Source organism: Pseudomonas sp. MWU12-2319, from assembly GCF_023242525.1.
In the GTDB taxonomy this organism is placed as follows: domain Bacteria; phylum Pseudomonadota; class Gammaproteobacteria; order Pseudomonadales; family Pseudomonadaceae; genus Aquipseudomonas; species Aquipseudomonas gingeri_D.
Window position 1 is genome coordinate 32185 of the sequence record NZ_JALJES010000026.1, and the last position, 25107, is coordinate 57291.

22 protein-coding genes and 1 pseudogene are annotated in these 25107 nt (G+C 59.2%); 6 read left to right on the forward strand and 17 right to left on the reverse strand.

Annotated elements, in window-relative coordinates; translation table 11 throughout:
* The first annotated feature begins 180 nt into the window (after nt 1–180).
* Together nosP and nahK are read left to right on the forward strand one after the other, a co-directional pair.
* Entirely contained in the window at nt 181–1344 is a 1164-nt protein-coding gene (gene nosP / locus M5C01_RS29675; RefSeq protein WP_103496848.1) for a nitric oxide-sensing protein NosP, read from the forward strand.
* On the forward strand, nt 1274–3916 hold the full coding sequence (nahK, locus tag M5C01_RS29680) for a hybrid sensor histidine kinase/response regulator NahK/ErcS' (protein WP_152741947.1): 2643 nt from the start codon (nt 1274–1276) through the stop codon (nt 3914–3916). Before nosP ends, nahK begins: the two co-directional genes overlap by 71 nt.
* A 5-nt stretch (nt 3917–3921) precedes the next feature.
* Here the strand turns inward: nahK and M5C01_RS29685 are convergent, their stop codons facing one another.
* Nucleotides 3922–4587, reverse strand: coding sequence for a response regulator transcription factor (locus M5C01_RS29685; protein ID WP_152741946.1), 666 nt, complete (start codon nt 4585–4587; stop codon nt 3922–3924).
* A gap of 350 nt (nt 4588–4937) precedes the next feature.
* Between M5C01_RS29685 and M5C01_RS29690 the strand changes: the two genes are divergently transcribed.
* A complete protein-coding gene (locus tag M5C01_RS29690; protein WP_103496845.1) occupies nt 4938–6458 on the forward strand; it encodes an aldehyde dehydrogenase family protein in 1521 nt (506 codons plus the stop codon).
* 158 nt (nt 6459–6616) lie between these two features.
* Here M5C01_RS29690 and M5C01_RS29695 read toward each other — a convergent pair whose 3' ends face one another.
* The 3 genes from M5C01_RS29695 to M5C01_RS29705 form a co-directional block, all read right to left on the reverse strand.
* Entirely contained in the window at nt 6617–6826 is a 210-nt protein-coding gene (locus M5C01_RS29695; RefSeq protein WP_103496844.1) for a hypothetical protein, read from the reverse strand.
* A gap of 169 nt (nt 6827–6995) precedes the next feature.
* Nucleotides 6996–7745, reverse strand: a complete 750-nt coding sequence (locus M5C01_RS29700; RefSeq protein WP_177104563.1) for a transporter substrate-binding domain-containing protein — start codon at nt 7743–7745, stop codon at nt 6996–6998.
* 212 nt (nt 7746–7957) lie between these two features.
* The gene (locus tag M5C01_RS29705) at nt 7958–9307 is read right to left on the reverse strand and encodes a hypothetical protein (RefSeq protein ID WP_152741945.1); all 1350 of its coding nucleotides are present in this window, start codon (nt 9305–9307) and stop codon (nt 7958–7960) included.
* Nucleotides 9308–9877: 570 nt separating this feature from the next.
* Here M5C01_RS29705 and M5C01_RS29710 point away from each other — a divergent pair.
* Entirely contained in the window at nt 9878–10954 is a 1077-nt protein-coding gene (locus M5C01_RS29710) for a nucleoside hydrolase (RefSeq protein WP_152741944.1), read from the forward strand.
* Nucleotides 10955–11047: 93 nt separating this feature from the next.
* The gene (locus M5C01_RS29715; protein ID WP_152741943.1) at nt 11048–13549 is read left to right on the forward strand and encodes a sialidase family protein; all 2502 of its coding nucleotides are present in this window, start codon (nt 11048–11050) and stop codon (nt 13547–13549) included.
* A gap of 14 nt (nt 13550–13563) precedes the next feature.
* Here the strand turns inward: M5C01_RS29715 and M5C01_RS29720 are convergent, their stop codons facing one another.
* The 5 genes from M5C01_RS29720 to M5C01_RS29740 all read right to left on the reverse strand — a co-directional run bounded on the left by M5C01_RS29720 (nt 13564) and on the right by M5C01_RS29740 (nt 17467).
* Nucleotides 13564–14235, reverse strand: coding sequence for a class I SAM-dependent methyltransferase (locus M5C01_RS29720; protein ID WP_152741942.1), 672 nt, complete (start codon nt 14233–14235; stop codon nt 13564–13566).
* Nucleotides 14236–14369: 134 nt separating this feature from the next.
* Nucleotides 14370–15833 carry a GDL motif peptide-associated radical SAM/SPASM maturase gene (locus M5C01_RS29725; protein ID WP_103496830.1) on the reverse strand — a complete coding sequence of 488 codons (1464 nt, stop codon included), beginning with the start codon at nt 15831–15833 and terminating at the stop codon, nt 14370–14372.
* Between the two features lie 145 nt (nt 15834–15978).
* The gene (locus M5C01_RS29730) at nt 15979–16560 is read right to left on the reverse strand and encodes a DUF1842 domain-containing protein (protein WP_103496829.1); all 582 of its coding nucleotides are present in this window, start codon (nt 16558–16560) and stop codon (nt 15979–15981) included.
* Between the two features lie 52 nt (nt 16561–16612).
* On the reverse strand, nt 16613–17245 hold the full coding sequence (locus M5C01_RS29735; protein WP_100941713.1) for a DUF1842 domain-containing protein: 633 nt from the start codon (nt 17243–17245) through the stop codon (nt 16613–16615).
* A gap of 33 nt (nt 17246–17278) precedes the next feature.
* Nucleotides 17279–17467, reverse strand: a complete 189-nt coding sequence (locus M5C01_RS29740) for a DUF1843 domain-containing protein (protein ID WP_100941712.1) — start codon at nt 17465–17467, stop codon at nt 17279–17281.
* 606 nt (nt 17468–18073) lie between these two features.
* Here M5C01_RS29740 and M5C01_RS29745 point away from each other — a divergent pair.
* Entirely contained in the window at nt 18074–18985 is a 912-nt protein-coding gene (locus tag M5C01_RS29745; protein ID WP_152741941.1) for a LysR family transcriptional regulator, read from the forward strand.
* An 86-nt stretch (nt 18986–19071) separates the two neighbouring features.
* Here M5C01_RS29745 and M5C01_RS29750 read toward each other — a convergent pair.
* The 8 genes and pseudogenes from M5C01_RS29750 to M5C01_RS29785 all read right to left on the reverse strand — a co-directional run.
* Nucleotides 19072–19917, reverse strand: a pseudogene (locus tag M5C01_RS29750) (AMP-binding protein); the annotation flags it as partial.
* Nucleotides 19918–20068: 151 nt separating this feature from the next.
* Nucleotides 20069–20761 carry a phytanoyl-CoA dioxygenase family protein gene (locus tag M5C01_RS29755; protein WP_152741939.1) on the reverse strand — a complete coding sequence of 231 codons (693 nt, stop codon included), beginning with the start codon at nt 20759–20761 and terminating at the stop codon, nt 20069–20071.
* Nucleotides 20762–20892: 131 nt separating this feature from the next.
* Complete coding sequence (locus M5C01_RS29760) at nt 20893–21582, reverse strand: type 1 glutamine amidotransferase domain-containing protein (RefSeq protein ID WP_152741938.1); 690 nt, start codon at nt 21580–21582, stop codon at nt 20893–20895.
* A 391-nt stretch (nt 21583–21973) separates the two neighbouring features.
* Nucleotides 21974–22576 (reverse strand): TetR/AcrR family transcriptional regulator, encoded by a 603-nt coding sequence (locus M5C01_RS29765; protein WP_152741937.1) that lies wholly within the window; start codon nt 22574–22576, stop codon nt 21974–21976.
* Between the two features lie 294 nt (nt 22577–22870).
* Nucleotides 22871–23605: an arsenical resistance protein ArsH gene (arsH, locus tag M5C01_RS29770; protein ID WP_152741936.1), complete on the reverse strand. Its 735-nt coding sequence runs from the start codon at nt 23603–23605 to the stop codon at nt 22871–22873.
* Nucleotides 23605–24075, reverse strand: a complete 471-nt coding sequence (locus M5C01_RS29775) for an arsenate reductase ArsC (protein WP_103496820.1) — start codon at nt 24073–24075, stop codon at nt 23605–23607. Before M5C01_RS29775 ends, arsH begins: the two co-directional genes overlap by 1 nt.
* A 101-nt stretch (nt 24076–24176) precedes the next feature.
* Nucleotides 24177–24527, reverse strand: coding sequence for a metalloregulator ArsR/SmtB family transcription factor (locus M5C01_RS29780; protein ID WP_152741935.1), 351 nt, complete (start codon nt 24525–24527; stop codon nt 24177–24179).
* A 189-nt stretch (nt 24528–24716) separates the two neighbouring features.
* On the reverse strand, nt 24717–25094 hold the full coding sequence (locus tag M5C01_RS29785) for a cupin domain-containing protein (protein WP_178130011.1): 378 nt from the start codon (nt 25092–25094) through the stop codon (nt 24717–24719).
* Nucleotides 25095–25107: the final 13 nt, after the last annotated feature.

Consider the following 25107-nt stretch of genomic DNA (forward strand, 5'->3'; position numbering starts at 1 on the left):
CCTAGGAACGATGGCATAACGGTTAAATGGTCCTTTAGTCCTCGCAAGGGGGGTCTTTGGTCGTAATGGCACGCGGCTTCCTCCCATCGCAGGGGGGACCCCCTACCGAAGTAGGATACGGACCCGGGTCCAGTCTTCGTAGACTGAAGGATCAGACAGCGCACTTTGCGGAAGGCGACCATGGGACAGACCCAAACAGACGGCATAATCAGCGCGATGTCGATGGCAACCGAGGCGCAAGAGGTGGCCCAGGAGCTGGCGCGGCAGCTATTGCACCCGTACTTGGGGTTTGTGCTGTTCTTTTGTTCGGTCGAATACGATTTGCGCGCCCTGGGCAGCGCATTGCAGCAGAGCTTTGGCGGCATTCGCGTGGTGGGCTGTACCAGCGCCGGGGAAATTACCCCGCAGGGCTATGGCCGAGGCTGTGTGACCGCGGTGGGTTTTGATCATCGGCATTTCTCCATTGCCGCCGAGCTGATCGACGAATTGGAACGTTTCAGCCTGATCGACGCCCAGCAAATGGTCGAGCGGCTGGTCGGCGGCTGTCGCAGCAACAGCCTGGCGCCGATCAAGGGCAACAGTTTTGCCCTGACACTGCTCGACGGCCTGTCCAGCCGCGAGGAAACGGTCCTTGCCGCGCTGAGCGCCGCCTTGGGCGATATCCCGCACTTTGGCGGCTCTGCCGGAGACGATAACTACCTGACCCATACCCATGTGTACTTCGGCGGCGAATTCCACAGCGGCGCGGCCGTGGTGCTGTTGGTCAATACCTGGTTGGACTTCGAAGTGTTCACCACGCACCACATTCTGCCGCGTGCGGAAAAGCTGGTGGTCACCCGCGCCGACAGCGGCATGCGCCGGGTCTACGAACTCAATGCCGAGCCTGCGGCCGAGGAATACGCGCAGATCATCGGGGTGCCCGTGGCACAACTCAATCACCAGGTTTTTGCCGCTCACCCGCTGGCGGTTCGTATCAACGATCAGTACTACGTCAGGGCCATTCAACAGGTCAATCCTGACCTGAGCCTGAGCTTTTACTGTGCGGTGGAGAACGGCATCGTGCTCACGGCGATGACGCCCGGCCCCTTGCTGCCGAACCTGCAGACGCTGTTCGACGGCTTGCGGGAGCGCCTGGGGCCGTTGTTGCTGACCATCGGCTGCGATTGTTTCCTGCGGCGCCTGGAGCTGGAAGACGATGGCAGTGTCCAGCAGATCGGCGCCTTTCTGCGCGAGCAGCGGGTGATAGGTTTCAATACCTACGGAGAGCAGTTCAATGGCATGCATATCAACCAGACCTTTACCGGTGTCGCCATTGGACGCAACCGTGCAGCCATCTCCCGCTGAGCTGCTTGAGCAGATCGAACAACTGCGGCGGGACAATCACAAGCTGCGGCGGATCAATACGGCGCTGATCGAGCGGGTCGAGTCCGGGACCGCCCGTGGCAATGATTCCTATGCGGCCTTTCAGCACTCGGTAGTCCTGGCCGAACAGGTCAGGGAGCGTACCGATGCGTTGAACCAGGCCATGGCCGAGCTCAAGGCCAGCAATCATCTGCTCAGTGACGCACGCCTGCGGGCGGAAACGGCCCATCAACATCTGGTCGATGCTATTGAAAGTATTTCCGATGCGTTCGTGCTGTTCGATGAAGACCAGCGCATCGTGCTGTTCAACAGTCGCTTCAAGGCGTTCTGGGCCAACAGCCGGGTACGGATCATCGCGGGCATGCGCTTGACCGAGGTCAAGCGGTTGCTGGCCAGTACCGGGTTGTTCAGTGAAGAGCCGCGGCACAGCGCCGGCGCACACCTGCTGTACCGTCTGAATGATGGTCGCTGGCTGCAGGTCAGCGAGCGGCCGACCCGCGAGGGTGGCCGGGTGATCCTGTTTACCGACATCACGGACGTCAAGCTCAGCGAAACCATGCGCCGCGAGCAAGCCGTCGCGCAGAAGTCGCACCTGCTGCAACGGGCCGTCGACAACCTGTCCCAGGGTGTCGCGATGGTCAACGCCGAGGGCATCCTGGAACTGTGGAATCGGCGTTTCCTGGAGCTGAGCGGGCTGGCGCCGGTTGCCGCGCACAGGCTGTTTTCCGAGGTCATCGCCGACAGCGAACTGGAGCTGTTGACGCCGGACAGCCGCGACGCCAACGGCCGGGTGATCCATGAACGGGAGCAGCGGCTGGACGATGGCCGGGTGCTGGAAATTCGCACGCATCCCTTACCCACCGGCGGTTTCGTCAACACCTTCACGGACATCACCGAACGCTACCAGCATGCTGAAGCCCTCAGCGAGAGCGAGCGCTGGATCCGCCTGATCACCGACCATGTGCCGGCGCTCATTGCCTACCTGAACGCCGACCTGGTCTATGAGTTCACCAATAAGGTCTATGAACAGTGGTACTGCTGGCCGCGTGGCGTGATGCTCGGACAGAGCCTGCGCGAGGTCCACAGCGAAGAGCATTACCAGCGCCTGGAAACCTATGTCGAACGCGCCCTTGCGGGGGAAAGCGTGACCTTCGAATGCCCTGAGATCAACATCAACAATCAGGAGCGCTACATGCTGCGCTCCTATGTGCCCAATCGCTTGGCCAATGGTGAAGTGATCGGCATCTTTGTGCTGATCCGCGATATCACCGAACGCCGCCGTACCGCCGAAGCGCTGCACCAGGCTTATCAGAACCTCGAGCAGCGAGTCCGCGAGCGCACCACCGAGTTGACCACCCTGAACAGCCAGTTGCTGCGTGAGATCGACGAGCGCAGTCGGGTCGAGTCGCGCCTGCGTGAAGCCAAGCTCGAAGCCGAGCAGGCCAACCTGTCGAAAACCAAGTTTCTGGCCGCCGTCAGCCATGATCTGCTTCAGCCGCTCAATGCCGCACGCCTGTTTACCAGTGCCTTGTTGGAGCGCCGCGAACCGGAGGCCAACGCAACCCTGGTGCGTAATGTCAGCAATTCGCTGGAAGACGTGGAGAATCTGCTCGGCACGCTGGTGGATATCTCCAAGCTGGATGCCGGGGTAATCAAGGCCGATATCGCGCCGTTTGCCCTGAGCGAACTGCTGGAAAACCTGGCGGTCGAGTTCGCGCAAGCGGCTGCCAGCGAGGGCTTGCGCCTGGCGTTCGTGCCGTGTTCGGCGCTGGTGCGCAGCGATATCCAGTTGCTCGCGCGGATTCTGCGCAACCTGCTGAGCAACGCCATCCGCTACACCACCACTGGCCGCGTGGTGTTGGGTTGTCGTCGGCATCGCCATTGTCTGTCCATCGAAGTCTGGGATACCGGTATCGGGATTGCCGAGAACAAACTGGAGGAAATTTTCCAGGAGTTCAAACGCGGCGACGTGCAACGACCCCATCAGGATCGCGGGTTGGGTCTCGGGTTGGCCATTGTCGAAAAAATCGCCGGGATCCTCGGGCACAAGATCAGCGTCCGCTCGGCCCCCGGCAAAGGCTCGATGTTCGCTGTCGAAGTACCGCTGACCCTCTGCGCGCCCAAGCCACAGATCCAGTTACCCATGACGGGGCCCATGCTCGAAAGGTTGCGCGGGGCACGGATCTGGGTGCTGGACAATGATGCGACGATTTGCGCGGGGATGCGCACGCTCCTGGAAAGCTGGGGCTGCGAGGTGGTCACCGCGCTGTGCGAACAGGACCTGGCGCGGCAGGTGGACAACTATCATGGCGACGCCGACCTGTTGATTGCCGATTATCACCTGGACCATGAGCAGAACGGTGTCGATGTCGTGGCCACGATCAACGCCCGACGTGGCTTGCCCTTGCCGGCGCTGATGATCACGGCCAACTACAGCAATGAACTGAAGCTGCAAATGCGTGAGCTGGGCCACACCTTGATGCACAAACCGGTGCGGCCGATGAAGCTCAAGACTGCCATCAGTCATCTGCTGGGCAAGGAGTCGGTGGGTTGACCCATTCAGCGCCGCAGGTAGGCGGTGAAATCGATATCCCCGGCGCTGAGAATCGCCTGGACCCGGTTATGCACGTTGAGCTTGCGCAGGATGGCCGAGACGTGAGCCTTGACGGTGGTCTCGGCGATTTCCAGGGTGTAGCCGATCTGCTTGTTCGACTCGCCCTTGGTCATACGTTCCAGGACCAGCAATTGCTTGCGGGTCAGCGATTGGAGTAACTCAGGCGCAAAGCCGGGGGCGCTGTTCATGCTGCGCCGGGTATCGGCCTTTGGCGAGTGGATGATATCCGGAGGCAGATAGACATTGCCGTTGAGGATCTGCTCGATGGCTTCAGTCATCTGCGCCCGTGGCGACGACTTGGTAATAAAGCCCACCGCACCGTACATGATGGCTTGCAGCACAATCTGCTTGTCTTGTTCGGCGGACACGATCACCACCGGGATGGTGGGCGCCTCGTTGCGCAGATTGATCAGGCCATTGAGGCCGTGCATGCCAGGCATATTCAGGTCGAGCAGAATCAGGTCGAAGTCGTCATGGCGCCGAGTCAGTGCCAGCGCGCTCTCCAGGTCGGCGGTTTCCATCACTTCGCAGCCCGGAAAACCGTCGCTGATCACATTGGCGATGGCTTCACGAAACAGCGGGTGATCATCGGCAATTAGAATTTTGTACATGGCCTTGCACCTGTTTATTTTTGATTGCGGTGTGATGGCGGGGTATCTCTGTTGTTCAGGGAAAGGGCTCAGGGTACGAGGTCCGGGGTAGGCGGCATAAGGGCGATTCCTTTCTTGTAATGGCGGCATTACATGCCACTCCCCCTGCTTTGTGAATGCGACGATAGTCAGGTAAACCCCTACTAAAGTACGAAGCGTTGCGCGTTTGCGGTTTTTCAGAAGGGCCCAATTACGACTAAATGACAAGGTGACCCCTGCCAAGGGCGTATTCGTTTGGCGGCGCGGGCTCTCTAGCATCTGTTCATCGCGTGTGCGACCCACAGACAATGACCCGCAAAGAGGCCTCAATCATGATTTACGCACCCCCCGGAACCCCAGGCGCTGTCGTTTCTTTCAAATCGCGCTATGGCAATTACATCGGCGGTGAGTTTATCGCGCCGGTCCATGGCGAATACTTCACCAATACCTCGCCGATCAACGGTGACGTGATTGCCCAGTTCCCCCGTTCCACCGCCGCTGATATCGAACTCGCGCTGGACGCCGCCCATGGGGCAGCCGATGCCTGGGGCAAGACCTCGGCACAGGATCGCTCGCGGGTCCTGTTGAACATTGCCGACCGTATTGAACAGCATCTTGAAGTGCTGGCCGTTACCGAAACCTGGGACAACGGCAAGGCCGTGCGCGAAACCCTGAATGCCGACGTTCCGCTGGCGGCCGACCACTTCCGTTATTTCGCCGGTTGCATCCGTGCCCAGGAAGGCGGCGCCGCAGAGATCAACGAACTGACCACGGCTTACCATTTCCATGAACCCCTGGGCGTGGTGGGGCAAATCATTCCGTGGAACTTCCCGCTGTTGATGGCGGCCTGGAAGCTGGCGCCTGCGCTGGCGGCGGGCAACTGCGTGGTGCTGAAACCGGCCGAACAAACGCCGCTGTCGATCATGGTCTTCGCCGAGCTGATCAACGACCTGCTGCCACCGGGTGTCTTGAATATCGTCCATGGCTTTGGCCGTGAAGCCGGCGAGGCCCTGGCCACCAGCAAGCGTATCGCCAAGATCGCATTCACCGGCTCCACGCCGGTGGGCGCGCACATCATGAAGTGCGCGGCCGAGAACATCATTCCCAGTACGGTGGAGCTGGGTGGCAAGTCGCCGAATATCTTCTTCGAAGACATCATGCAGGCCGAGCCGCAGTTTATCGAAAAGGCCGCTGAAGGCCTGGTGCTGGCGTTTTTCAACCAGGGCGAGGTTTGCACCTGCCCGTCGCGTGCCTTGATCCAGGAATCGATCTACGACGCGTTCATGGCGGTCGTGATGCAGAAGATCGGCAAGATCAAGCGTGGCGATCCTCTGGACACCGAGACCATGGTCGGCGCCCAGGCCTCGGAGCAGCAATACGACAAGATTCTTTCGTACCTGAAGATTGCTCAGGAGGAGGGGGCGGTGCTCTTGACCGGCGGCGCGGCGGAGCGCCTGGAAGGCGATCTGTCCACCGGCTACTACATCCAGCCGACGCTGCTCAAGGGCAACAACACAATGCGCGTGTTCCAGGAGGAGATTTTCGGCCCGGTGGTGGGCGTGACCACCTTCAAGGACGAAGCTGAAGCCCTGGCGATTGCCAACGACAGCGAGTTCGGCCTCGGTGCGGGCCTGTGGACCCGTGATATCAACCGTGCCTACCGCATGGGGCGGGCGATCAAGGCCGGTCGCGTGTGGACCAACTGCTATCACCTGTACCCGGCGCATGCCGCGTTCGGTGGCTACAAGAAATCCGGTGTCGGCCGTGAAAACCACAAAATGATGCTCGACCACTACCAGCAGACCAAAAACCTGCTGGTCAGCTACGACATCAATCCGCTGGGCTTCTTTTGATGCGCTGAGCCTTTTACCGGCAAACGCTTGAAACGGCAGGAACCTGGCATGCCCTCGTTCCTGCCGTTCGTTTTGTCCATGCTCGGCTTGTCGCAGCATTCGAAGGTTGGTGGGCGAATAGAGGGCCGATTTGTTTTCCGTTGGACGTCCCTGGCTTGTTAGTGGAGCGTCACCACCCGGCGGCTCTCGCCGATCCGGATCCTGTCCAGCGCCCGGTTCAAGGCGTCCAGGGCATCGAGAAGTGCTTTTGCCTCGGTCTCCCTGCCATCCCCCCAAAGGCGTTCAGCCATTTTGTTCAGGGCCTGGATGGATCTTTCGATCTCAGCAGCCGTTGCTGCCGCGCTAGCTGCCGGCTTTGTCTTTGGCATTTTCAGAACTTCAACTGTCGGGGACTGATTTATTTATCATGGCAGGATCTCTCCTGGAAACGTGTTTTATCCATGGGGAAGGCTGGAATGGAACCTCTCGACCAAAGGACGCGACAGTTATGGATGTGCTCATCATGCCATTCTAAAAACTTGCGCGGGTTCCACGCTTTCATTGCCCGATGGGTTGGCTGTACCGATCCTGGATGCGCTTCAACTCACCTGACTGGCGCAGTTGCTCCAGGGCGTCGGCCCAGGCGGCTACCCGTTTGTCGTCACTGTCGCGGCTGAAGGCAATGTACAGCGATGAGCGATAGAGCTCGATGGGAATCTGCCGCAGCGTGCCGGGGGCGATGTTCAACTCGCGGCTGTAGTAAGCCACCCCCGCGGCGGTGTCGCCGACGATGATGTCAGTGCGTCCGGCGAGCAGCATGCGATAGAGCTGCCGGCTCTCGATTGCAACTTTTGCGAGGTTGTTGAAGCCCCGCGACTGCAGAACCTCGGGTATCAGGCCGGCCTGTCTCGTCGTGATCTGTGGCGCGCGTAGTAGCTGTTCCAGGGAATTCACCGGCTGCTGCGCATTGGCTAACTGATAGGGGTAAATGGACTCTTCCACGATAGGTCCGACCCACTTGTATAAGGGGTCGCGCTTCGCCGTGCGGAACAGGGAATACAGGATGGTCTTGGGGCGGGTATTCAATGCGTGGATGCTGCGCATACTGGGCAGCAGCACCATCTCGAAGTTATCCCCGGTCCGCGCCATGATGGCCCGGACGATCTCCGTGGACATGCCCGTGAGCTGATTGTTCTCCTGATAGTTGTACGGTGCCCACTCCTCGGTAACGACCAGATAGGACTCGGCCCTGGCGGGAGCGCCGAGCAATAGACAGAGCAGCGCTACAGCAAGTGTCGAAGACTTCACGTGTTCTGCCTGGTTGACTACACGGTGATCAAGGCTGGCTCCTGATTAAAGGGGCAAAATCAGTATAGACCCTGACACCTGTCTGACGTCTGAGGCAGTGTCGTAAACGGTGGTGCAGGTTTTCGCTGAAGCTTGTCCTGGCTGAGCATAGGCGTCGCAGCCAGTGGTATGAGTCAGCCTCCGGGCACCCAGTGCCCGGAGGTTGTCGCCTGTTACTCGAGCAATTGTTCCAGGCTTGGATCGCGGATCACGCGCTGCAGTGGCTGCGGTGCCCCATTTCCGGACTTCAGCATCTTCAACTTCAGGCCGGCGGTTTTCGCGCAAGCGTTGATGCCGTTTTCGTAGATCCCGCCCATGTCACACTTCCACTGGTAGAAGTTCACCAGACTGCCCGACATCTGCAGGCTGAAATCCGTGCTCTTGGTTCCAGGAGTGAACGGATGGCCTGCCGGAATGTTCTGGAACCACCTCATCCAGTCAGGCGAACCCACCGGTGGCGGATTTTTCTGGAACAGTGGATTCATGATCGCCACTTGCGGCGCCTCGGCCGTCATATGGCAGCTCTGGCAGGAGCTGTTGGGATTGTCCACCGGACCGTTGAGGCGCCCGTTCCAGCCCAGGTGGGTCGGCGGCAGCTCCTGGGTGTTGGCGTTGATGGCGGTCTGTTGCAGCGCCGGGTTGATCTTGGTGACGGTCGGTTTCGGGTTGGTGAAGTCATTGCCGGTTTCTTTCGGATCGTTGCCCCAGATGATCCCCACCGGTACCAGGTTGTCCCAGCCAGCCTTGCCGGTCTTGGCGCCGTTGTACTGGAAGGTGCCGAAGATCCAGCCGGTCTCCTTCATGCGGGTGTCACGTACGGCGATGTCCATCTGGATCAGGGCGACATCCTTCACCACGCGATTGGCGGAGGTGAAGGTGTCGGTGATATAGCCCTGCCACAACACCGGGTTGACCAGGAACGGCACGGTGTTGCGGTCGATGTCGGCAAACAGGGCCTTGCACACGACCGTACCGTTGGGGAAGCTGTTGGGCTGCGAGGTGTAGCTCGGATCAGGGTTCTGCGGGTCTTTCCAGACCTTGCCGATGGTGTAGGCGCCGATGTCGTTGTAAATGCCCACGGCGTAAGTCTGGCCGGTGGCGGTTTGCGTGGACGCCAGTTGCTGGGCCTGGATCTGCGCTTCCTTGGTCAAGCCATGGATGCCCTCGCGCCCCAGCGGGCCATAGTGCTGCCACGGCATGTGATACCACTGGCGAACCTTGTTTTTCTGAACGTCCCAATTGACGTCGACGTTACCTTCCAGGCAGTAGTTTTTCACGGCGTCCATGTAGGCACGCCAGGTTTCAAAATTGTTGTCCTGCTTGGTCGGCAGCTTCTTGAAGAACTCCGGCAGCGGGCCTTTGGGCGGTGTGGTGGGATAACTCTGGCTGAGCACGAATTTGGCGCCGGTATAGGTGTCGGGTGGCGCGTAGCCGTAGTCAGGGTAGGTGCCGGCCTGGGCGGCGACGCTGAACAACGCGGCCGCCACCGCGAAGGCTGTGAGCGTTCCTGGGGATTGGGTCATCGATCATCTCCTTGATAGGGAAAACGCCTGGCATCGCTTGGGCTTATGCCTGCCAATGCGGGGGCTTCCTTTTATTTATTTTTGGTCAAGGTCTCGGTTTGATCGCCGAGACGGGCTTCACGGGTGAAACGGGGTATCGAGTATGGGTGGTCTACCTCCTCGGCGGCGCCGGACGACTGAGTTCAATCCCCAACGATTTGCCAGGAATGATCAACAGAGAGGAAACGGAGTGTGCGCAGGGAGGGCGGGGGATTCTGACTATCGACTCCTGTCGATCGCTGGCCGTTCTTCCTTGCTATCAGGTGTAGGTCATTTTCAGGAAAGTGCCATTCTTTTGGATGGCAGCCAGGGGAACATCGGGAGGCATACACGTGCTGAATCCATCGCGTTGGACACATCCTATAGTGTGATCAATGGACCGCTGGATTAACGGCTCAGATCACTAGACAGACATCAAATGGCCGCCTACGCTGCAAATCGCTACTGTTAGACCTGTGCCTACACAAGCTGGATCGTTCGGTAACACCTGACATCGGATGTAAACTCTTCATTAGCCAGGAGGCTAACCTTATGTCTGTTCAACCGCTCACGCATGTACTCATCGATACCGATGTCGATTTCGACGATTACATGGCCATGTCGTATTTGCTCAAGCATCATGGGATAAAAGTCGAAGGTATTACTGTGACGGGGGTGGGCGCTGTTCACTTGAGTCACGGCGTTGAAAACGTCAGCAATTTCCTCACTTTGTTTAATGACCCTGAGATAGAACGTATCCCCGTTGCGGCGGGTCTTCAGCGCCCCATGGTGTACAGCAATACCTTTCCCTTTGAAACACGCCAGGCGGCGGATCACCATTACGACGCCCTGTTTCCACGGAAAAACCCCAATCCCACGCGAGCTGATGCGCTCGCTTTCTTAAGGGAAACCTTGGAAAAGGCCGATCATAAGTTTACCGTGTTAATGATCGGCGGTGGTACGACCTGGGGGCATTTGTTCCAGCACGCTAAAACCGATAGTGCGTTGCAACGCTTGTTGCTCAGTAAAGTAGACCGCATCGTGATGATGGGCGGGAATTTGTTGCCGGAATACGTCCAGCCGGGTGCGGGCGGTAATATTATTGACGCTTTGGGTGATGCGCCTTATTACACCAACGAAGTTGCCGAATGGAATATCTTCCTGGATCCGCTGGGTGCCCAATATGCCTTTGATGGCGGTATCCCTGTGCAGTTGGTTGCGCTGAACGCCAGTAACTTTATCCCGATTACCCAGAATTTCGTGAGCCAACTCTCCCGTATTTCCAACCCGGTGGCTCAATTCCTCACCCACGTGCTGCAAAGCTCGACCATCGCGCCGGGTATCGGCAAATATCTGTATTTCTGGGATCCCTTGGCGGCCACCGCGATAACCGACCCTCAGTTTATCCAATTTACCCGCTATCACCTGCGGGTGGAGCAGGAGCTGAACGAAGAGCAGGATATGACCGGGAAGTTGGTGCCGGATAACGCGGGTGCCCCGGTCGATGTGGCCCTGTCGGCCGCCCCCGGATTCGTCACCACACTTTATCTGTACACCATCGCAGGCAACTCGACCGAAGCCACCGCCGAAAACATGGCCAAAGCAGCGGAGGCCGTGGCCGCTAAGTAGCGTTGCAAGGCAAGGGCCGGCAGCCAGGGAACAGCTACGCCGATCAGGGCGCCTCCGCGCCCTGTAGTAGCCGCTATTCAAAGGAGCGAATATATGAACGTCAAAGCAATGTTGGGTCGATTGTTGCTGTGCCTGAGTGGCGTGCTGTCGGTCTCGTCGGTTTATGCGGAGAGTGTGATCATCGCCACACCGCAACAAGGTGTGGGGATCACGGTCGATGTCTTTGATCATCCAGAGGCTTCAAGTGGCACGCCTTCTTCGACGAGCACGGTGCCCTTCAGGCCGCAAGCGTTTTATATACCCTCGGTGCAGTCGTTCAAGGGTAAGGTTTATATGTTCTGGGCCAACAACAATGACCAAAAGCATATAAATTATGCCACTTCGGCGGAAGGGAAAAACTGGTCTGCCACACAAACTATCAGTGTGGATAGTATTTTTAGTAATGTCTCGGTGAGCGTGTTCAATCAAAAATTGGTACTGACCTTTACCGATCCCCAGGGCCGCTTGAAGACCGTCAGCTCCGAAAACGGCACCGGCTGGTCCACGGCCAAGCCTATCAGTACGCTCCATACAGCCATCAATAACAAACCGATTGTGTATAACGGACAGCTCTTTGTCTTGTATAGCGAAAACTCAGGTAACGCTGTTTATTATGTCACCTCGAATGACGGTGTTGCGTGGAGCCGGGAAAATCTGGCCTTCCAGGAAAGCGCCGACAAAATTCTAACGATGGTGCCCGTCGTCTATAACGGTCAATTGTGGGCTTATTACGCTTTTGAGAACGGCGCCATGTTCGCCCGCACTTACGACCGGGCCGGCCAGTGGGGGGCGAAGCAAGCGCTGACGGGTATAAACGGCCAGGGGCCCAGGGGCTTCCTGAACAGTGCAACGATGATCGGCGAGCGCGTGTTTATCAGCAGCAGTTCCAGTACGTTTTATTCAAACGACGGGCTGCATTGGAATGCGTATTTCTCCAAACGCTTCCCTGGGAATTCAGCCTATCCATCGGGATTGGGCGTTTCCTATGCCATCACTGCAAACGATTTGACCATGAACAATCCGCAACTGCCCGCGGATCTGGCCACGGGCCTTAGCCATACCGATTATGCAACTTTCGCCTGGCGCAGCTTTATCGCACTGAACAATGCCGCCAACACGCCGTTGCCCGCTAACCGCGGCATTGGCAATCCCTCCAGCAGCTTTGCCGATTCGGGCAAGCTGCCACAATCTCCCAGTCCTTTGTTGTGGCAAACCTTCGCCCACCGCACCGAGTTGTTTCCTCCGGGAGGGGAAAAAAAAGGCGTAGGCGGCCCTACGCGGCCGTTCGCTTCCAGCCCGCAATACCGCTATGTCAGTTTCCCCAACGGTGTGCCTTTGGCCCCAGGCGCGAGTTTTGCTCATTACAACAATCTGGATGAGGCGACTCAAATAGGGCAAAACGCGATATTTTTCCCGGTCAACCCACCACGACCAGCAATGAACGGGAGTCACTATGCCCCTTCGAACGACAGCCAGATCCTGTTCGAGGCCAAGGCCAATCCCGTCATTTACACCTATGCGCAAGGCCTGAGCATGTACCCGGATCATATCGTCCTGCCCGACGGCGCGGTGGAGGTCAAGGCGGCATGGCGCAAGCTGGCGGATATTCCGGTGGCGCAGCGTGCGCGCTACCATACGGCGACGGTGGTGACCTATCACGGCACCGATAAGGCACCGGTGGCGTACAACGAAGACTATGCCCTGGTCGCCTTGCATATCATCCATAAGACGGCCAACTACCCGACCTTCATTTTCGCCACGTTCGAGCATGAGGATGCGATGACCTTGCCCGACAAGTCGCCGACCGGGCTTTACTATATCGCCAACTACGACAAGGTTGCCTACTCGCCGGATAACGGTTCACCGCCGGTTGCTACCTTCTCTGACGGCAACACCACCCATACGGTGACCCTGCCCAGGGGCGATGTTGCGGACTCGGCCCATACTCCGCCCATCTACTCCGGCAGCAACGGGATCCCCAAGGGGCAGGCCGGGCCGATTCGTGTCGTGCAACCGCAAACCATCTATTCCGAAGTCACGGCGGTCAACAACCAGGTCAAGCAACTAATGGACGGCAGCAGTGCGTTCAACAATTCGGTCTGGAAGCACTACCGGCTTAAAGGGGTGCAGGCCATTCCGTCGAGCACTGAAACCGACCCGGATTATTACCTGGCCAATATCCTGGTCGAAAGCAGCCAGCCGGGGATTCAACTCTTTCGCGGAAGCAACGTATTCCCCGTTCCGGAGGACAACACCCTGACTAATATGCGCACGGTGAAGAACATCAAGGTGCCGGATTTTGATCACAGCACTGGAAGCCAGACCATGGGCGGCTGTATGGGGTGTCATGGCATCGCCCAGAGCACACTGAAGCAAGGTTTCAGTTTTCTGTTTGATGCGATCAATCGCGCTAACTTCATGGACCCCTCCAGCCCTACCGGCTTTGCGAATCCGGAGACCATAGGTTTGCCGGATACTCGCACCCAGCATGCACGGGCTCTGAAATACTCTTTCGGCTTTCAGAACAAAGGCGCGGTTGAGGAGACGGGCAAGTAGGAAGCCGGTGTGGCTCACTCCCGCTTCTCGGCCACCAACAGCAATGACTGCGGCGCAGCACTCTGTGGGTGCTGCGGCTCCTGCAAAGTACTCAACCGAAAACCGGCCATGTCCAGCGCATTGAGCCAACTGGACAGGGTTCGGAAATACCAGGGCATGGCTTGCCACTGCCCCTTGAACCCATCGAAGGTCTCGTTTCGCCAACCATCCTGATAGTCGCCCGCCGCCGCAGTCCATGGATGCAGGGTCTGGATCACCAGCGCGCCGCCAGGGGCGAGCAGGGCGTTCATGGCGGCGAGCAGAGGGATGATGTCCTGGTGCAGCAGGGCGAAGTTGGCGCAGATCAGGTCGTAGTCTCGGCCGACATCCACCTTCGCCTCCACCAACGCTTCGTAGCTGGCCAAATGCACTGGCGAAGAGCCCGCCGCCCGCGCGGCCTCCACCAGCGTCGCATCGCCGTCCACACCAACCGCGTTGATGCCCCGTGTCGCCAGTGCCCGCAACAGCCAGCCCTCGCCACAACCCAGGTCGAGCACACGCTCGGGCTGGCGGCCCAGCACCGCCAGCAGGATGGCCTGGTCGGTGACCTGGCGGCGGCTTTCGATGGCGCCGCCGCGAACCGCTTCAATCCAGGATTGGGCGTTGTGATGCCAGCTTTGCAGGAGGGCGGATTCGGGGGCGGGCATTTCGGTGTCCGGAGTAGGGGCGTTGGCTGGAAGGATAGGACAAGTACAGGTGGAGCGGGCCTCGTCGATGATGCTTTGCCTGCATCCGTTCAAAGCCGCTCAACCGTCCTCAATCAACATCCCTCGCGCAATAGCTACATCAAGGTGCTGGGCGCAATCCCCAGGAGACCCGTCAGGGTGTTCATGATGGCCTGTTGTCTGGTGCGGTTGGCCTGGTGTTCCGCTTCTGCGGCCGCCACATCCGCTTGGCAGTGCGGGCAGGTCGACTCGTGGGGATAGATGTATTGCAAACAGCCACGGCACAGGGCCAGTTGCACGGGAATGCGCCCTTCATCCGGCGATTTCTGCCCTTGATTGGCCCAGGCCAGTTTGATCACCTGACCGCTATCGCTGACGCTGCTGACTTTTTCACCGGTGTCGATACGCTCGGTGATCAGGTCGAAACGCCCGACCGCGAAGGAGGCCTGCGGGGCGTCTTCGATTTTCACGATTCGTTCTCGCAGCCCTTGTTTTTCCAGGTCCAGCGCACGGTAATGGCAGTAAGGATTGTTGCCTGGCTTGCCCAGCAAGGAGTGTGAGGTCCAGGTGCAGCCACCGCGGCACACATCGTTGTAGTAACAGCTGCGGCAATAACCCCACAGGTCCTCGACGCCGCGCAGGCGCCCGAAGTGCATGCCTTCGCTGTAATGCCAGATGTCGTGCAGATTCATGTTGCGCACGTTCCCGCCGGAAAAGCCGACGGTGGCCAGGGAAGGGCAGCCTTTCACCGTGCCATCGGCCTCAAGTGCCAGAACCGTTTGGCCGGCGGCGCAGCCACTCCAATGCACGCGCTCGTCACCAAAGCCGCGCCAGAGATGTTCGTAAGGGCCGTAGTAGCCAATGTTGTTGCCCACGTTCATCAGCAGGCCGCGATCGACCCCCTCCCGGTAAAGCCGCGCCAGCAGCGGCATCACTTCAAGCAACTGGCTGGGTTGTAGCAGTAGCTCCGGGTGATCGACGGCATTGCCCATGGCGACCGTGAGCTGGATCTGCCAGTGAGTGGCGCCCAGCTCGATAATGGTGTCCATGAGCGCCGGCAAATCCGGCAGGGTGGCCGCGCCGATCTGCGTGTTGACGCTCACGGCGAGCCCGGATTGTTTGGCGCGGCGCAAGGTGTCCACGGCCTTGTCGAAGGAGCCCGGGACATTGCGTACCGCGTCATGCAGCGGGGCAAGACCATCGAGAGAAACGCCGACGCCATTGAGGCCGGCGTCGACCGCGGCCTGCATCTTGGCGGGCGTCAGGTTACGTCCGCCTGTTTGTATGGCGCAGTACATGCCGTGATCGTGGATCGCCCGGATCAGCTGCGTCCAGTCCTTGCGCAAATAGGCCTCGCCACCGATCAGGGTGATCTCTCGGGTACCGAGAGCCGCCAGTGAGTCGATCACCTCCAGGCATTCGCGCGTGTTCAGTTCATCGGGACGTCGATGGCCCGCGCGTGAGCCGCAGTGCAGGCATTTGAGGTCGCAGGCCAGGGTGATTTCCCAGACCACATGAACCGGTACGTAGCGTTTGAGGTCGGTCTCACTGAGATAACGGGCAGGGCGGTTGTCTGACATGGGAAAATCCTTGCGCGCGGGCACGGCGCGATACGAGTCCATCGAAGTGTTCGCGCCTTCCCTAGCGTCGATGGCGCGGTTGGATTTGCCTCTGGTTGGAAAGACCCGGGAGAGACCAGAATCGGCCTCGCCCGGGCAAAGCGGACTAGCGTGCTTCCAGGCGCGCGATTTCCGCGTTCAATTGCTCGAGGGCGCTTTGCAGCACACCGTGATGCGCCAGTTGCTGCTCTCCCAGGTGCACAACGGATTTCAGTTGCGCCAGATCGCCACTGGCTTGTGCCTGCTGCACCGCCACGGCGTAGAGCGGCAGTACGGGATGCCTCCCAGGCTCGTGCTGCTCGACGGGGGCCTGGCTGACAGCGGCGTGCCTGACGTAATGCTCTTGGCCATGCTCGAAGTAGTTATAGTCGACAAACCCGCTGGCCCAATCCGCGCCGAGGATCCCCTTGAGATGAAACGTCTCGGCGATCTGGCTGGGCGGTCTGCTTGGGCCACCCTCCAAGGTGAGGACAATGTGGTTCTCCACCGAGGCTGTCAGTTTGGCCTCGGAGTAATTGCCCCAGACCTTGGCGCGGAAATTAACCGTTGGGTAGGTACTGGCGAACACACTGGCAATTCCGGTGACGGTCTTGCGAGCGGTATCGACCAGCAGATCGAGGGTAAGTACCGGCGCACCCAGCAGTGGGGTATGGGTGATGAGGCGAGTATGAAAAAGTCCAATCGACATGGTGCAACTCCCTTGTTTGTATGCGGACAGTTCAGTCTGATCGCGCCGCCAGTCAGCGCCGCTCCAGCCTGCTGATTTCGCCCTTCGCGGCTTCCAGTGCGCTCTGCAACTGGGGTTGCTGCTCCAGTTGCTGTTTGGCGAGGCCGGCCAGGTGTTTCATCTGGGCCAGGTCGCCGCTGGCAATGGCGCTCTGAATCGGCGCGGCGTACAGGGGCATAATCGGTGGGTAGGGCAGAATGACCGGGCCAGGGCCCATGGGTGGGAAGAAGCGGGATTGCACCGGTTCATTGAGGTGGGCGGGGACGTTGTTGACGCTGACCCGGTGCTGGCCATCCTGGTAGTGGTAGCTGGCCACGCCTTCTTTCCAGTCACTGCCCACCACCAGGTGCAACTTGAAGTTCACGGCAGTGTTCGCAGTGGGGCCGCCGTGGTTGCCTTGAGCGGTAATCAGGATTTTGCTGACGGCCGGTGACATGACCGTCATGTAGGTGTATTCACCCCAGACATCCGACTGTAGATCGAGCGGCGGGTTGATCGCCTGGGTGACGATGGCAGTACCACTGACACTCTGCTCGGGCGTAAAGACCAGCAGATTGAGCGTCAGGCTTTGTGCCCCGGGGGCCGAGGTGCCAATTCGATAACTGAGTGGGAACAAGCCGACAAGTTGCTGAGTAGAACCAGACATAGTTATTGCCTCCATTGCATTGAGAGAAAGGCCCTAAAGCTTCTCTAAACGGGAAACTTCCTTGGCCAGCTTTTCATACGCGGTTTGCAGGTCTTTCGAGTGCGGTGTCGTTGAGTCACGTTGCTTCAGCAACGCTTTCATCTGCTGCAGATTGCCCTCCTCGATCGCGCCTTGGATGGCGGTCCCGTAAGGAGGTAAAGCGTGGGGTGTTGAACGATTCATAACGATGGATCCTTCCGTGGTGTTGCCAAACCCTCCTTCCGGGAAGGAGGGCACCCTTATGCACGCTGACCCCGTTTCGTGGCGATGTTTTGCCCGTCGACAATGGCCGCTTGCAATTGCGCGTTAGCGAAGGCACCGGTGGTGGGCGACGATTCAATCGCGCCGTTGAGTTGCCCACGCTGACTGTGTAATGTTCGGGGGCGTCTTGATGACCGGATTGTGATGATCGGCGGCCAGGAGGGGATGTGAAAAAAACGTGCGAATCGATAGTACGTTGGTCATCTTTCTATCCTTGAGAGAAAACAACGAAACGCAGGGATCAACTCGTCACTCAGGGCGAGCGAATAGATGATCGCAAGCACAAACCATCCCTGATTTTCTTGGGTATTAGCTGTCGGTAACAGCAGGTTTTCCGATACTCGCAGACTGGCATTTCGCCAGTTACGTAACCCTAGATATGAATTTTCGATCGTGCCAAAAAAAGCGCCGAACGGTCATGTCGGTTCATTTTCAGGAAGCGTGCGCTGTGAGCCGTTGTATCAAATGGCGCCCTATAGACCGCAAGGTACGCGACAATCGCCAGCTCACCTTAGAGGGCATCAGCCCATGGACACTAGAATCTTACGCAACCTGATGCGCATCGTGCAGACCGGCTCGTTGTCGGCGGCCGCGGAGCAGTCCAGTTTGACGGTGCAGGCGTTGGCCGCGCAGTTGAACAAGGTCGAAGAGCAGTTTGGTTTTCGCCTGTTTCGGCGCTCCAACAAGGGCTTGACCCTGACCCCCCAGGGCACGGAACTCACGCCCTACATGGACAAGGTGTTGGTCGCCACGCGACAGATGGAAGAGAAAGTCACCGCGCTGAAGGCGCCTGGGCAACGCACCCTGAAGGTGGCGCTCAATACCACGCTGTCGGAGGACTTCAATCGGAGAATGATCGGGCGCCTGATCGAGGTGTTCCCTGACCATCAGCTGGAATTCAGCTACGCCGAGTCGATGGAAAACCTCAGCAAACTCAAGAACGAAGGCTTCGACCTGGCCGTGTTGATCGGCCCGCAAAAGCTCGGATTGCCGAGTATTGTGCTGCCGGATGTGCATATCCGGGTGGTGGGCGCCCACTGTGGTGATGAGCGCGATCCGTTGGTGCTGCTGGGTAATAAGTTTCTGGTTCGTCCGGCGGATGATTGTCCGTATTCCCACAGTTTCTCGCGCTTTCTCGATGCCGGCCTGGGGCGCTATGAATCCGCCCAGCGGATGATCTACTCCGGCAGCGAAATCCTGACCCTTTCGTTGATCACGCAGATGGACGGCCTCGGCATGGTGTCCCGCGAGGCGGCCCTGCGTAACGGCTTGAGCATCTTTCCTGATTTCGAGGATTTCCTCGAAGTGCGATTGGTGGTCAACAACCCGGAGTTGTCGAGCCAGGCACTGAACGATGTGGTCGCGTTGGGCCTGCATGAGCGAGTCGCGCACCCTGTACGCAGCCGTTCCAAGCCCGGTATCGAAAATGTGCTTCAGTGATCGGCGGTGTCGTTGGCACTGGTGTTCAACCACAGGCGCAGCTCCGTCTTGAGGAGTTCGCCGTAGCTGTTCTTGAGCAGTACGTTACGCAGTTCTGTCGGGTAGATGGGCGCATCGCCATAGATGATGGTCTTGATTTCCCCGCCATCGTAGCCTTGGTGGCGGGCCTGTTCGACCATGCAGGTGAACATGGCGGGGGCCACGAACAACGTGATATTGCCGAACCCGCTCGCCAGTTCGAACAGTTCGTCGACCTTGAAGCCGCGAGACTCCGGGACGACATGGCGAGCGGCCCGGCGTACATGGATCAGGTTATAGAGCCCGGCACAGTGAGACATCGGCGCTGCATAGACCACGGCCTCATCGGCGTCGATCGGATCGACATCGGGTGAATAGCCCTGTGACATGGCCGTCAAGTTGCCATGGCTGAGCATCACTGCCTTGAAGCGATCGGTGGGGCCGCAGGTGTAGAACAGCCAGGCGAGGTCATCGGCCTGACGCGGGCAGGGCGTGTCCGGCGGCGAAGTGATTGAGGTGAGTGCGCCCATGTCCTCCCGATCCAGCTCTCGACACACCTGGGGCAGGGCCCCGGGCGCGAACACCTGGCCGCCATCGGTCAAAATCAGCCTGGCCCGGGCATTGCGCACGATCCAGCCGGCCTCGACGGGGTGCAGCTTGCAGTCGATCGGCACCGCCACCGCGCCGGCCCACCAGATGGCATAGAGCAGTTCGAGGTATTCGCAACAGTTCATCATGAACAGCGCGACCCGATCGCCGGGGGCAATGCCGTGCTCGTCGATCAGATACCCGGCACGGTGCCGGACCAGGTCGACAAAGACGCCGTAGTTGGCGACTTGCCGTCGTCCCTCGAACAAGGCCGGACGCTCTGGGTAACGAAGGCCGGCGTCGTCCAGCCAGTTGGCGATATTCATGCTCGGCTCCTGCGTGGCTGATCGCGGATTTCCTGGTCAGTCGTCGACGCCAACTGCCCTGTTTAGAGCGAGCACTACGAGTCTTCACCGCATTGAGCGGCATAGTCCGTCAGGTGTGGATTTGCGTCCATGAGAAATAACTTCAGGCATCTCAAGCGTTGTTTGAATCGCCCTTCAAGGCAAAGTCCGCGGGGTCGAACCGATCGCTCGTGTCCATCCGAATATTTCGCAGCCCCACTGTTTCCAGGTGCGACGCGTATAGGGGTTCCGAGAAATAGCTGATCAGGATGGAGCGACGGCGTGCGCCGATGACGTTCAGACTGCCCGCATGCACCAGATCGACATCAAAGACCAGGATGTCTCCCGCGGAGCCTGAAAGCTGCACGGACCGGGACTCGTCATTGAAGTTCAAGGGTGGTTCTTCCTGCCCGGGGCGATGGCTGCCGGGGACGATCCGTGTTGCGCCGTTCCCGGGGCCATAGTCGTCAAAATAAGCCAGGGCGCCGACCATGTCGCCGGGCCGTTGGGCCGACAAGTCGCGGTGCAGCTGTTGATGGCCGCGACCGGCCAGGGGCTCGCGACCCTCCACCTGGGAGAGGAAGAATCGTTCTCCGATCAACTCACCCACCACCGCCAGCAACTCCGGCAGGCGGCACACCGCCTGAACCCTGGAGTCATCGTCCAACAACGAGTGGCGACAATCCATGCCCCGCGGTACTGGCCATTGATCCGACGGTTTCACGCCTGCATCGAATACGGTGCGAAGCTCATCCAGCCACTCGGCCGGGATCGCTCGGCGCAGCAGCACATAGCCCTCTCGATGGAGTTGCTCGCGGTCAGTCATAGTGTCCTCAAGTCCCTTGCCACCCACGCCTCCTGCAGAACCGGCCCATGGCGATTTTGCAGCATACGGGGCTTCCACGGTGGTGACCACACCGGCGGGAGACGTTTGCGCGTCTCCCGTCAAGGGCGGGCTCAGGCGTTGAGCGGGTTCAGCTTGGCGATCAGGACCTGAGCGGCTTCGGTGGACGAGCCCGGGTTCTGGCCGGTGATCAGCAGACCGTCACTGACGACGTGGGAGGACCAGTCATCGCCCTTGGAGTACAGGCCACCGTTGGCGACCAGTATGTCTTCAACCAGGAAGGGCACTACGTCGGTCAGGCCTACAGCTTCTTCCTCGGTATTGGTGAAACCGGTGACTTTTTTGCCTGCAACCAGTGGCGTACCGTCAGGCTTTTTCACGTGGCGCAGCACGCCCGGAGCGTGGCACACCAGGGCAGCAGGCTTGCCGGCAGCCAGGAACGCCTCGATCAGATGGATCGATTTTGGATCTTCAGCCAAGTCCCACAATGGGCCATGGCCGCCTGGGTAGAACACCGCGTCGAAATCACCCTGGGAGACGCTGTCCAGTCGCACGGTGTTGGCGAGCAGGGCGGTCGCCACGGCATCGCTCTCGAAGCGGCGGGTCAGGTCGGTCTGGAACGATGGCTCGTTGCTCTTCGGATCGAGCGGCGGCTGGCCACCTTTGGGCGAGGCCAGGACGATATCTGCATTGGCGGCGAGGAAGGCGTAGTAGGGCGCTGCCAGTTCTTCCAACCAGAAGCCGGTTTTACGGCCAGTGTTGCCAAGGGTGTCGTGGGAGGTCAGTACCATGAGAATTTTCATTTTGAGCGTCCTGTTTTCAGTTTGAGGCCGTGGGATCACGACAAATCGAGCGTTTTAATTAGACTGGTCGTCTATGGCCTGGGCGAAGAAAAATTATTGGGTAGCCTTGATGATCAGCTCCGCGACGTGCTGTGGATAGAACAGCATCGCTACGTGGCTTGATGGCACTTTACGCTGTATTCCTTTTTGTCGGGTGGGGTGAATGTGTGGCTACAGTATCTTCCATTAGACCAGTCGTCTAGTATTTTTTCAGGTCTTTTTGCGCAACGCTTCTCATGGGTTTTTCCTACGCGATGAGGTGTCGCGAAAGGACAGTGGATTGACGTTGGGGGGGGAGAGTAACGCGAGCAGTGCAGCACCACGATGGGCGATACACCACTCATGCCATGATTCAGGGCAGGTTGAGAATCTGGCGGGTCGTGGCTATCGCCGTCTCGAAGGGCTGGACACTTTTCGTAATCTTCACCATGACGCTGGCGCCGACCCACAATTGATAGAGGCTCTGCGCAACGTTGCGAGGATTACCGGTGATGGTCAGAGAGCCTTCGGCCACACCGATCTCAATCGCATTCGTGAGGCGATCGATAATGCCCGCCGTGCCTCGCTGGAGCACGGCGCGCATGGTTTCGGAAAGGTCGGCAACTTCCACGCCCAACTTCACCGCCAGGCACTTGCCCTGGCAATTCTGAAAGGACTGGGTGGCCTGCCAGATGTGAAAGTAGTTCAGCAACCGCTGGGCCATCGTCTGGTTGGGCTGGGCGAGCGTCTGATCGATATCGTCGAGGTAGGACTCGAAATAGTCTTCCAGCACGGCCTCGCCAAACGCGTCTTTCGAGCCGAAGTAGTGATAGAAAGATCCTTTCGGCACACCGGCGGTGGCCAGGATCTCGTTCAGGCCCACGGCGGTATACCCTTTGGCGGCCATGATTCGTTGGCCTACATCAAGGATTCCTTGGCGGACATCAGATGTTTCGCGAGTCTTTGGAGTGTTCATGGGGCGATGGTAGTGGTTCCTAGTCGATCGGTCTACTAGGGGGTCTTGTTTTAACCCCGTCATGCGGCGGGTGTTGGATTTCCAGGTCAATAGATCAACAAGCGCCAGCAAGAGGCCAATCGCATCAACTGATCCGCAGCCCACTGCTCTTGTCAAACACATGCAAAGGCTTGCAACGGCCGCGCGAGGTCACGTGCTCGGACCGGATGCCGACCACCACCGAGGTCAAGGGTGGCCGGTCAATGTGTAGGCCCAAGGCGATCTTATGCTCGCCGAGGCGTGTGGCCAGTCCTCCTAGATGGAGCGCTGGTTGACGCGCGCGGAGAGTGCTTCGGCGCTTTCCTTGCGCTCGGAGTAGCGGTCCACCAGGTATTCCTCCCGGCCGCGCAACAGAAGCGTGAACTTCATCAACTCCTCCATCACGTCGACAACTCGGTCGTAGTAGGGCGACGGCTTCATGCGCCCGGCCTCATCGAACTCCAGGAACGCCTTGGGCACGGAGGACTGGTTGGGAATCGTGACCATGCGCATCCAGCGGCCCAGCACGCGAAGCTGATTGACCGTGTTGAACGACTGCGAGCCGCCGCACACCTGCATCACGGCCAAGGTCTTGCCTTGCGAGGGCCGCACCGCTCCCAGCGCCAGGGGAATCCAGTCGATCTGCGCCTTGAACACGGCGGACATCGAGCCATGGCGTTCAGGTGAGCACCAGACCTGGCCCTCGGACCACATCACCCGATCGCGCAGTTCCCGCACCTTGGGATGGTCCACGGGCGCATCATCGGGCAGGGGCAGGCCGGACGGATCGAAGATGACCGTCTCGGCGCCCATCAGCGTCAGGATGTGTGCCGCTTCCTCCGTCAGCAACCGACTGAAGGAGCGTTCGCGAGTCGATCCATACAGCAAGAGAATGCGTGGCTTGTGCGCGGGCGGGCGGTACTGGGCGAGCCGCTCATCGCTAGGTACATCGAACAGTGACAGGTCCAGGTTCGGCGCATCGCTGGGGTTTTCCTGGGTAAAGTCGTTCATCAGAGCTCACCAATCCGGTCCAGCGCCTGCTTCAACTCCGTAGGGTTGAGCGCTTTGAAATCGAGAGAGAAAAAGGCGGCGAATCGCTGGCGGATGTGCGCAACCGTCGCGTCAAATGCGGCCTGGATCTCTTCATCGGTGCCGCTGACCTCGGACGGATCGGACAGGCCCCAGTGGCTCTTGATGGCGGGGCCGAAGTACACCGGGCAGGGCTCGCCGCCGGCCTTGTCGCACACGGTGATCACCAGGTCCGGCGGATTGTCGGCAAAGCTTTCCGAGCCCTTGCTATAAAGTCCCGAAGTGTCCACGCCAAGCCCTTGCAAGGTGCTAACCGCGCGAGGGTTCAAGCGCCCGCTGGGGAAGCTTCCGGAACTGACGGCCGTCATCCCTTCAGGCGCCATCAGGTTGAACAGGCCTTCGCTGAGCACGCTGCGGCAGCTATTGGCGGTACACATGAACAGAACTTTCATCATTTGCTCCTGGGCTTGGATGCTCAACCGCGGGGCCTGGGGTATGAGCGGGATGGGAAGTGTGAGAGGGCGGCCAACCTTTGATTGTCTCGGGCGCGGGCTCAGCAGCAAGCGGCCTGGCGAACAGGGCGGTCTGCCATGGAGGTAAGGCGGTCGGTGCTCCGGTCGACCCAGGCTCGATTGGCCTTGAGGGTCACCTGGAGAATGTCCGCGACCCACTCCGGCAACTGCGGGTGCAGGCGGTAATAGATCCATTGCCCTTGGCGGCGATCTTCCAGCAGTCCGCAGGTGCGTAGCTGGGCAAGATGACGAGAAATTTTCGGCTGGCTATCGTCCAGTGCCCAGATGAGTTCACAGACGCAAAGCTCTCCCTGTTCGCAGAGCATCAGCATGATCCGAGCGCGGGTCTCGTCACCGAGGCACTTGAAGACAGTCGCGGGGGAAAGACTCATGGTGGTGTCTCACAATACATATGAATATTCGTATATTCGAATATACATATTTATCGGCCGTGTCGATAGTGCCGGTGCGGACGGCGTTGATCCGGGATTGGGCGTTGTGGTGTCAGCTCTGGAGGAGGGGGGCACAACCCCCCCGAGCGTAACGGACTTGGGGGGGATGTCATCGTCTGCGGCTTCTATTCACCGGCGGGTATAAATCAACAGCAAAATAGCCCCCTGTACCGAACCCGAGCTATGTGCCGCATCCGGCGCCCGGCAACAGTAGTCGCCGACATTCAGTGTTCGCTCCTGATCAAAGAAGGAGCCTTGCAGTACGAACAACTGCTCCAGCTCCCCGGCATGGGTATGACTGGCGACCTGGGCGCCGGGATCGACCTTCATCAACAGGGTCTTTTCACCGCGCTCGGGGTCCTCGAACAGCGGCTTGATCCAAAAGCCTTCCGCCGCTGTCGGCAGCCATTCATCAGTGGAAGACGAATGATAAAGCGAGCCGCTGACCGGGCCTTGAATGCCGTTCTTGGCGCTGATTTTCCAGGAGGGGGCTTCATTGTCTGGCATGTTTTGCACCTGG

Excerpts from the sequence above, each read along its gene's own strand:
- M5C01_RS29710 (WP_152741944.1), top strand. The coding sequence starts at position 9,878 with ATGTCTGTTCAACCGCTCACGCATGTACTCATCGATACCGATGTCGAT.
- M5C01_RS29720 (WP_152741942.1), bottom strand. The coding sequence starts at position 14,235 with ATGCCCGCCCCCGAATCCGCCCTCCTGCAAAGCTGGCATCACAACGCC.
- arsH (WP_152741936.1), bottom strand. The coding sequence starts at position 23,605 with ATGAACGACTTTACCCAGGAAAACCCCAGCGATGCGCCGAACCTGGAC.
- M5C01_RS29725 (WP_103496830.1), bottom strand. The coding sequence starts at position 15,833 with ATGTCAGACAACCGCCCTGCCCGTTATCTCAGTGAGACCGACCTCAAA.
- M5C01_RS29745 (WP_152741941.1), top strand. The coding sequence starts at position 18,074 with ATGGACACTAGAATCTTACGCAACCTGATGCGCATCGTGCAGACCGGC.
- M5C01_RS29755 (WP_152741939.1), bottom strand. The coding sequence starts at position 20,761 with ATGACTGACCGCGAGCAACTCCATCGAGAGGGCTATGTGCTGCTGCGC.
- M5C01_RS29715 (WP_152741943.1), top strand. The coding sequence starts at position 11,048 with ATGAACGTCAAAGCAATGTTGGGTCGATTGTTGCTGTGCCTGAGTGGC.
- M5C01_RS29695 (WP_103496844.1), bottom strand. The coding sequence starts at position 6,826 with ATGCCAAAGACAAAGCCGGCAGCTAGCGCGGCAGCAACGGCTGCTGAG.
- M5C01_RS29685 (WP_152741946.1), bottom strand. The coding sequence starts at position 4,587 with ATGTACAAAATTCTAATTGCCGATGATCACCCGCTGTTTCGTGAAGCC.
- nosP (WP_103496848.1), top strand. The coding sequence starts at position 181 with ATGGGACAGACCCAAACAGACGGCATAATCAGCGCGATGTCGATGGCA.
- M5C01_RS29690 (WP_103496845.1), top strand. The coding sequence starts at position 4,938 with ATGATTTACGCACCCCCCGGAACCCCAGGCGCTGTCGTTTCTTTCAAA.
- M5C01_RS29775 (WP_103496820.1), bottom strand. The coding sequence starts at position 24,075 with ATGAAAGTTCTGTTCATGTGTACCGCCAATAGCTGCCGCAGCGTGCTC.
- M5C01_RS29735 (WP_100941713.1), bottom strand. The coding sequence starts at position 17,245 with ATGTCTGGTTCTACTCAGCAACTTGTCGGCTTGTTCCCACTCAGTTAT.
- M5C01_RS29765 (WP_152741937.1), bottom strand. The coding sequence starts at position 22,576 with ATGAACACTCCAAAGACTCGCGAAACATCTGATGTCCGCCAAGGAATC.
- M5C01_RS29760 (WP_152741938.1), bottom strand. The coding sequence starts at position 21,582 with ATGAAAATTCTCATGGTACTGACCTCCCACGACACCCTTGGCAACACT.
- M5C01_RS29730 (WP_103496829.1), bottom strand. The coding sequence starts at position 16,560 with ATGTCGATTGGACTTTTTCATACTCGCCTCATCACCCATACCCCACTG.
- M5C01_RS29780 (WP_152741935.1), bottom strand. The coding sequence starts at position 24,527 with ATGAGTCTTTCCCCCGCGACTGTCTTCAAGTGCCTCGGTGACGAGACC.
- M5C01_RS29705 (WP_152741945.1), bottom strand. The coding sequence starts at position 9,307 with ATGACCCAATCCCCAGGAACGCTCACAGCCTTCGCGGTGGCGGCCGCG.
- M5C01_RS29785 (WP_178130011.1), bottom strand. The coding sequence starts at position 25,094 with ATGCCAGACAATGAAGCCCCCTCCTGGAAAATCAGCGCCAAGAACGGC.
- M5C01_RS29740 (WP_100941712.1), bottom strand. The coding sequence starts at position 17,467 with ATGAATCGTTCAACACCCCACGCTTTACCTCCTTACGGGACCGCCATC.
- nahK (WP_152741947.1), top strand. The coding sequence starts at position 1,274 with ATGGCATGCATATCAACCAGACCTTTACCGGTGTCGCCATTGGACGCA.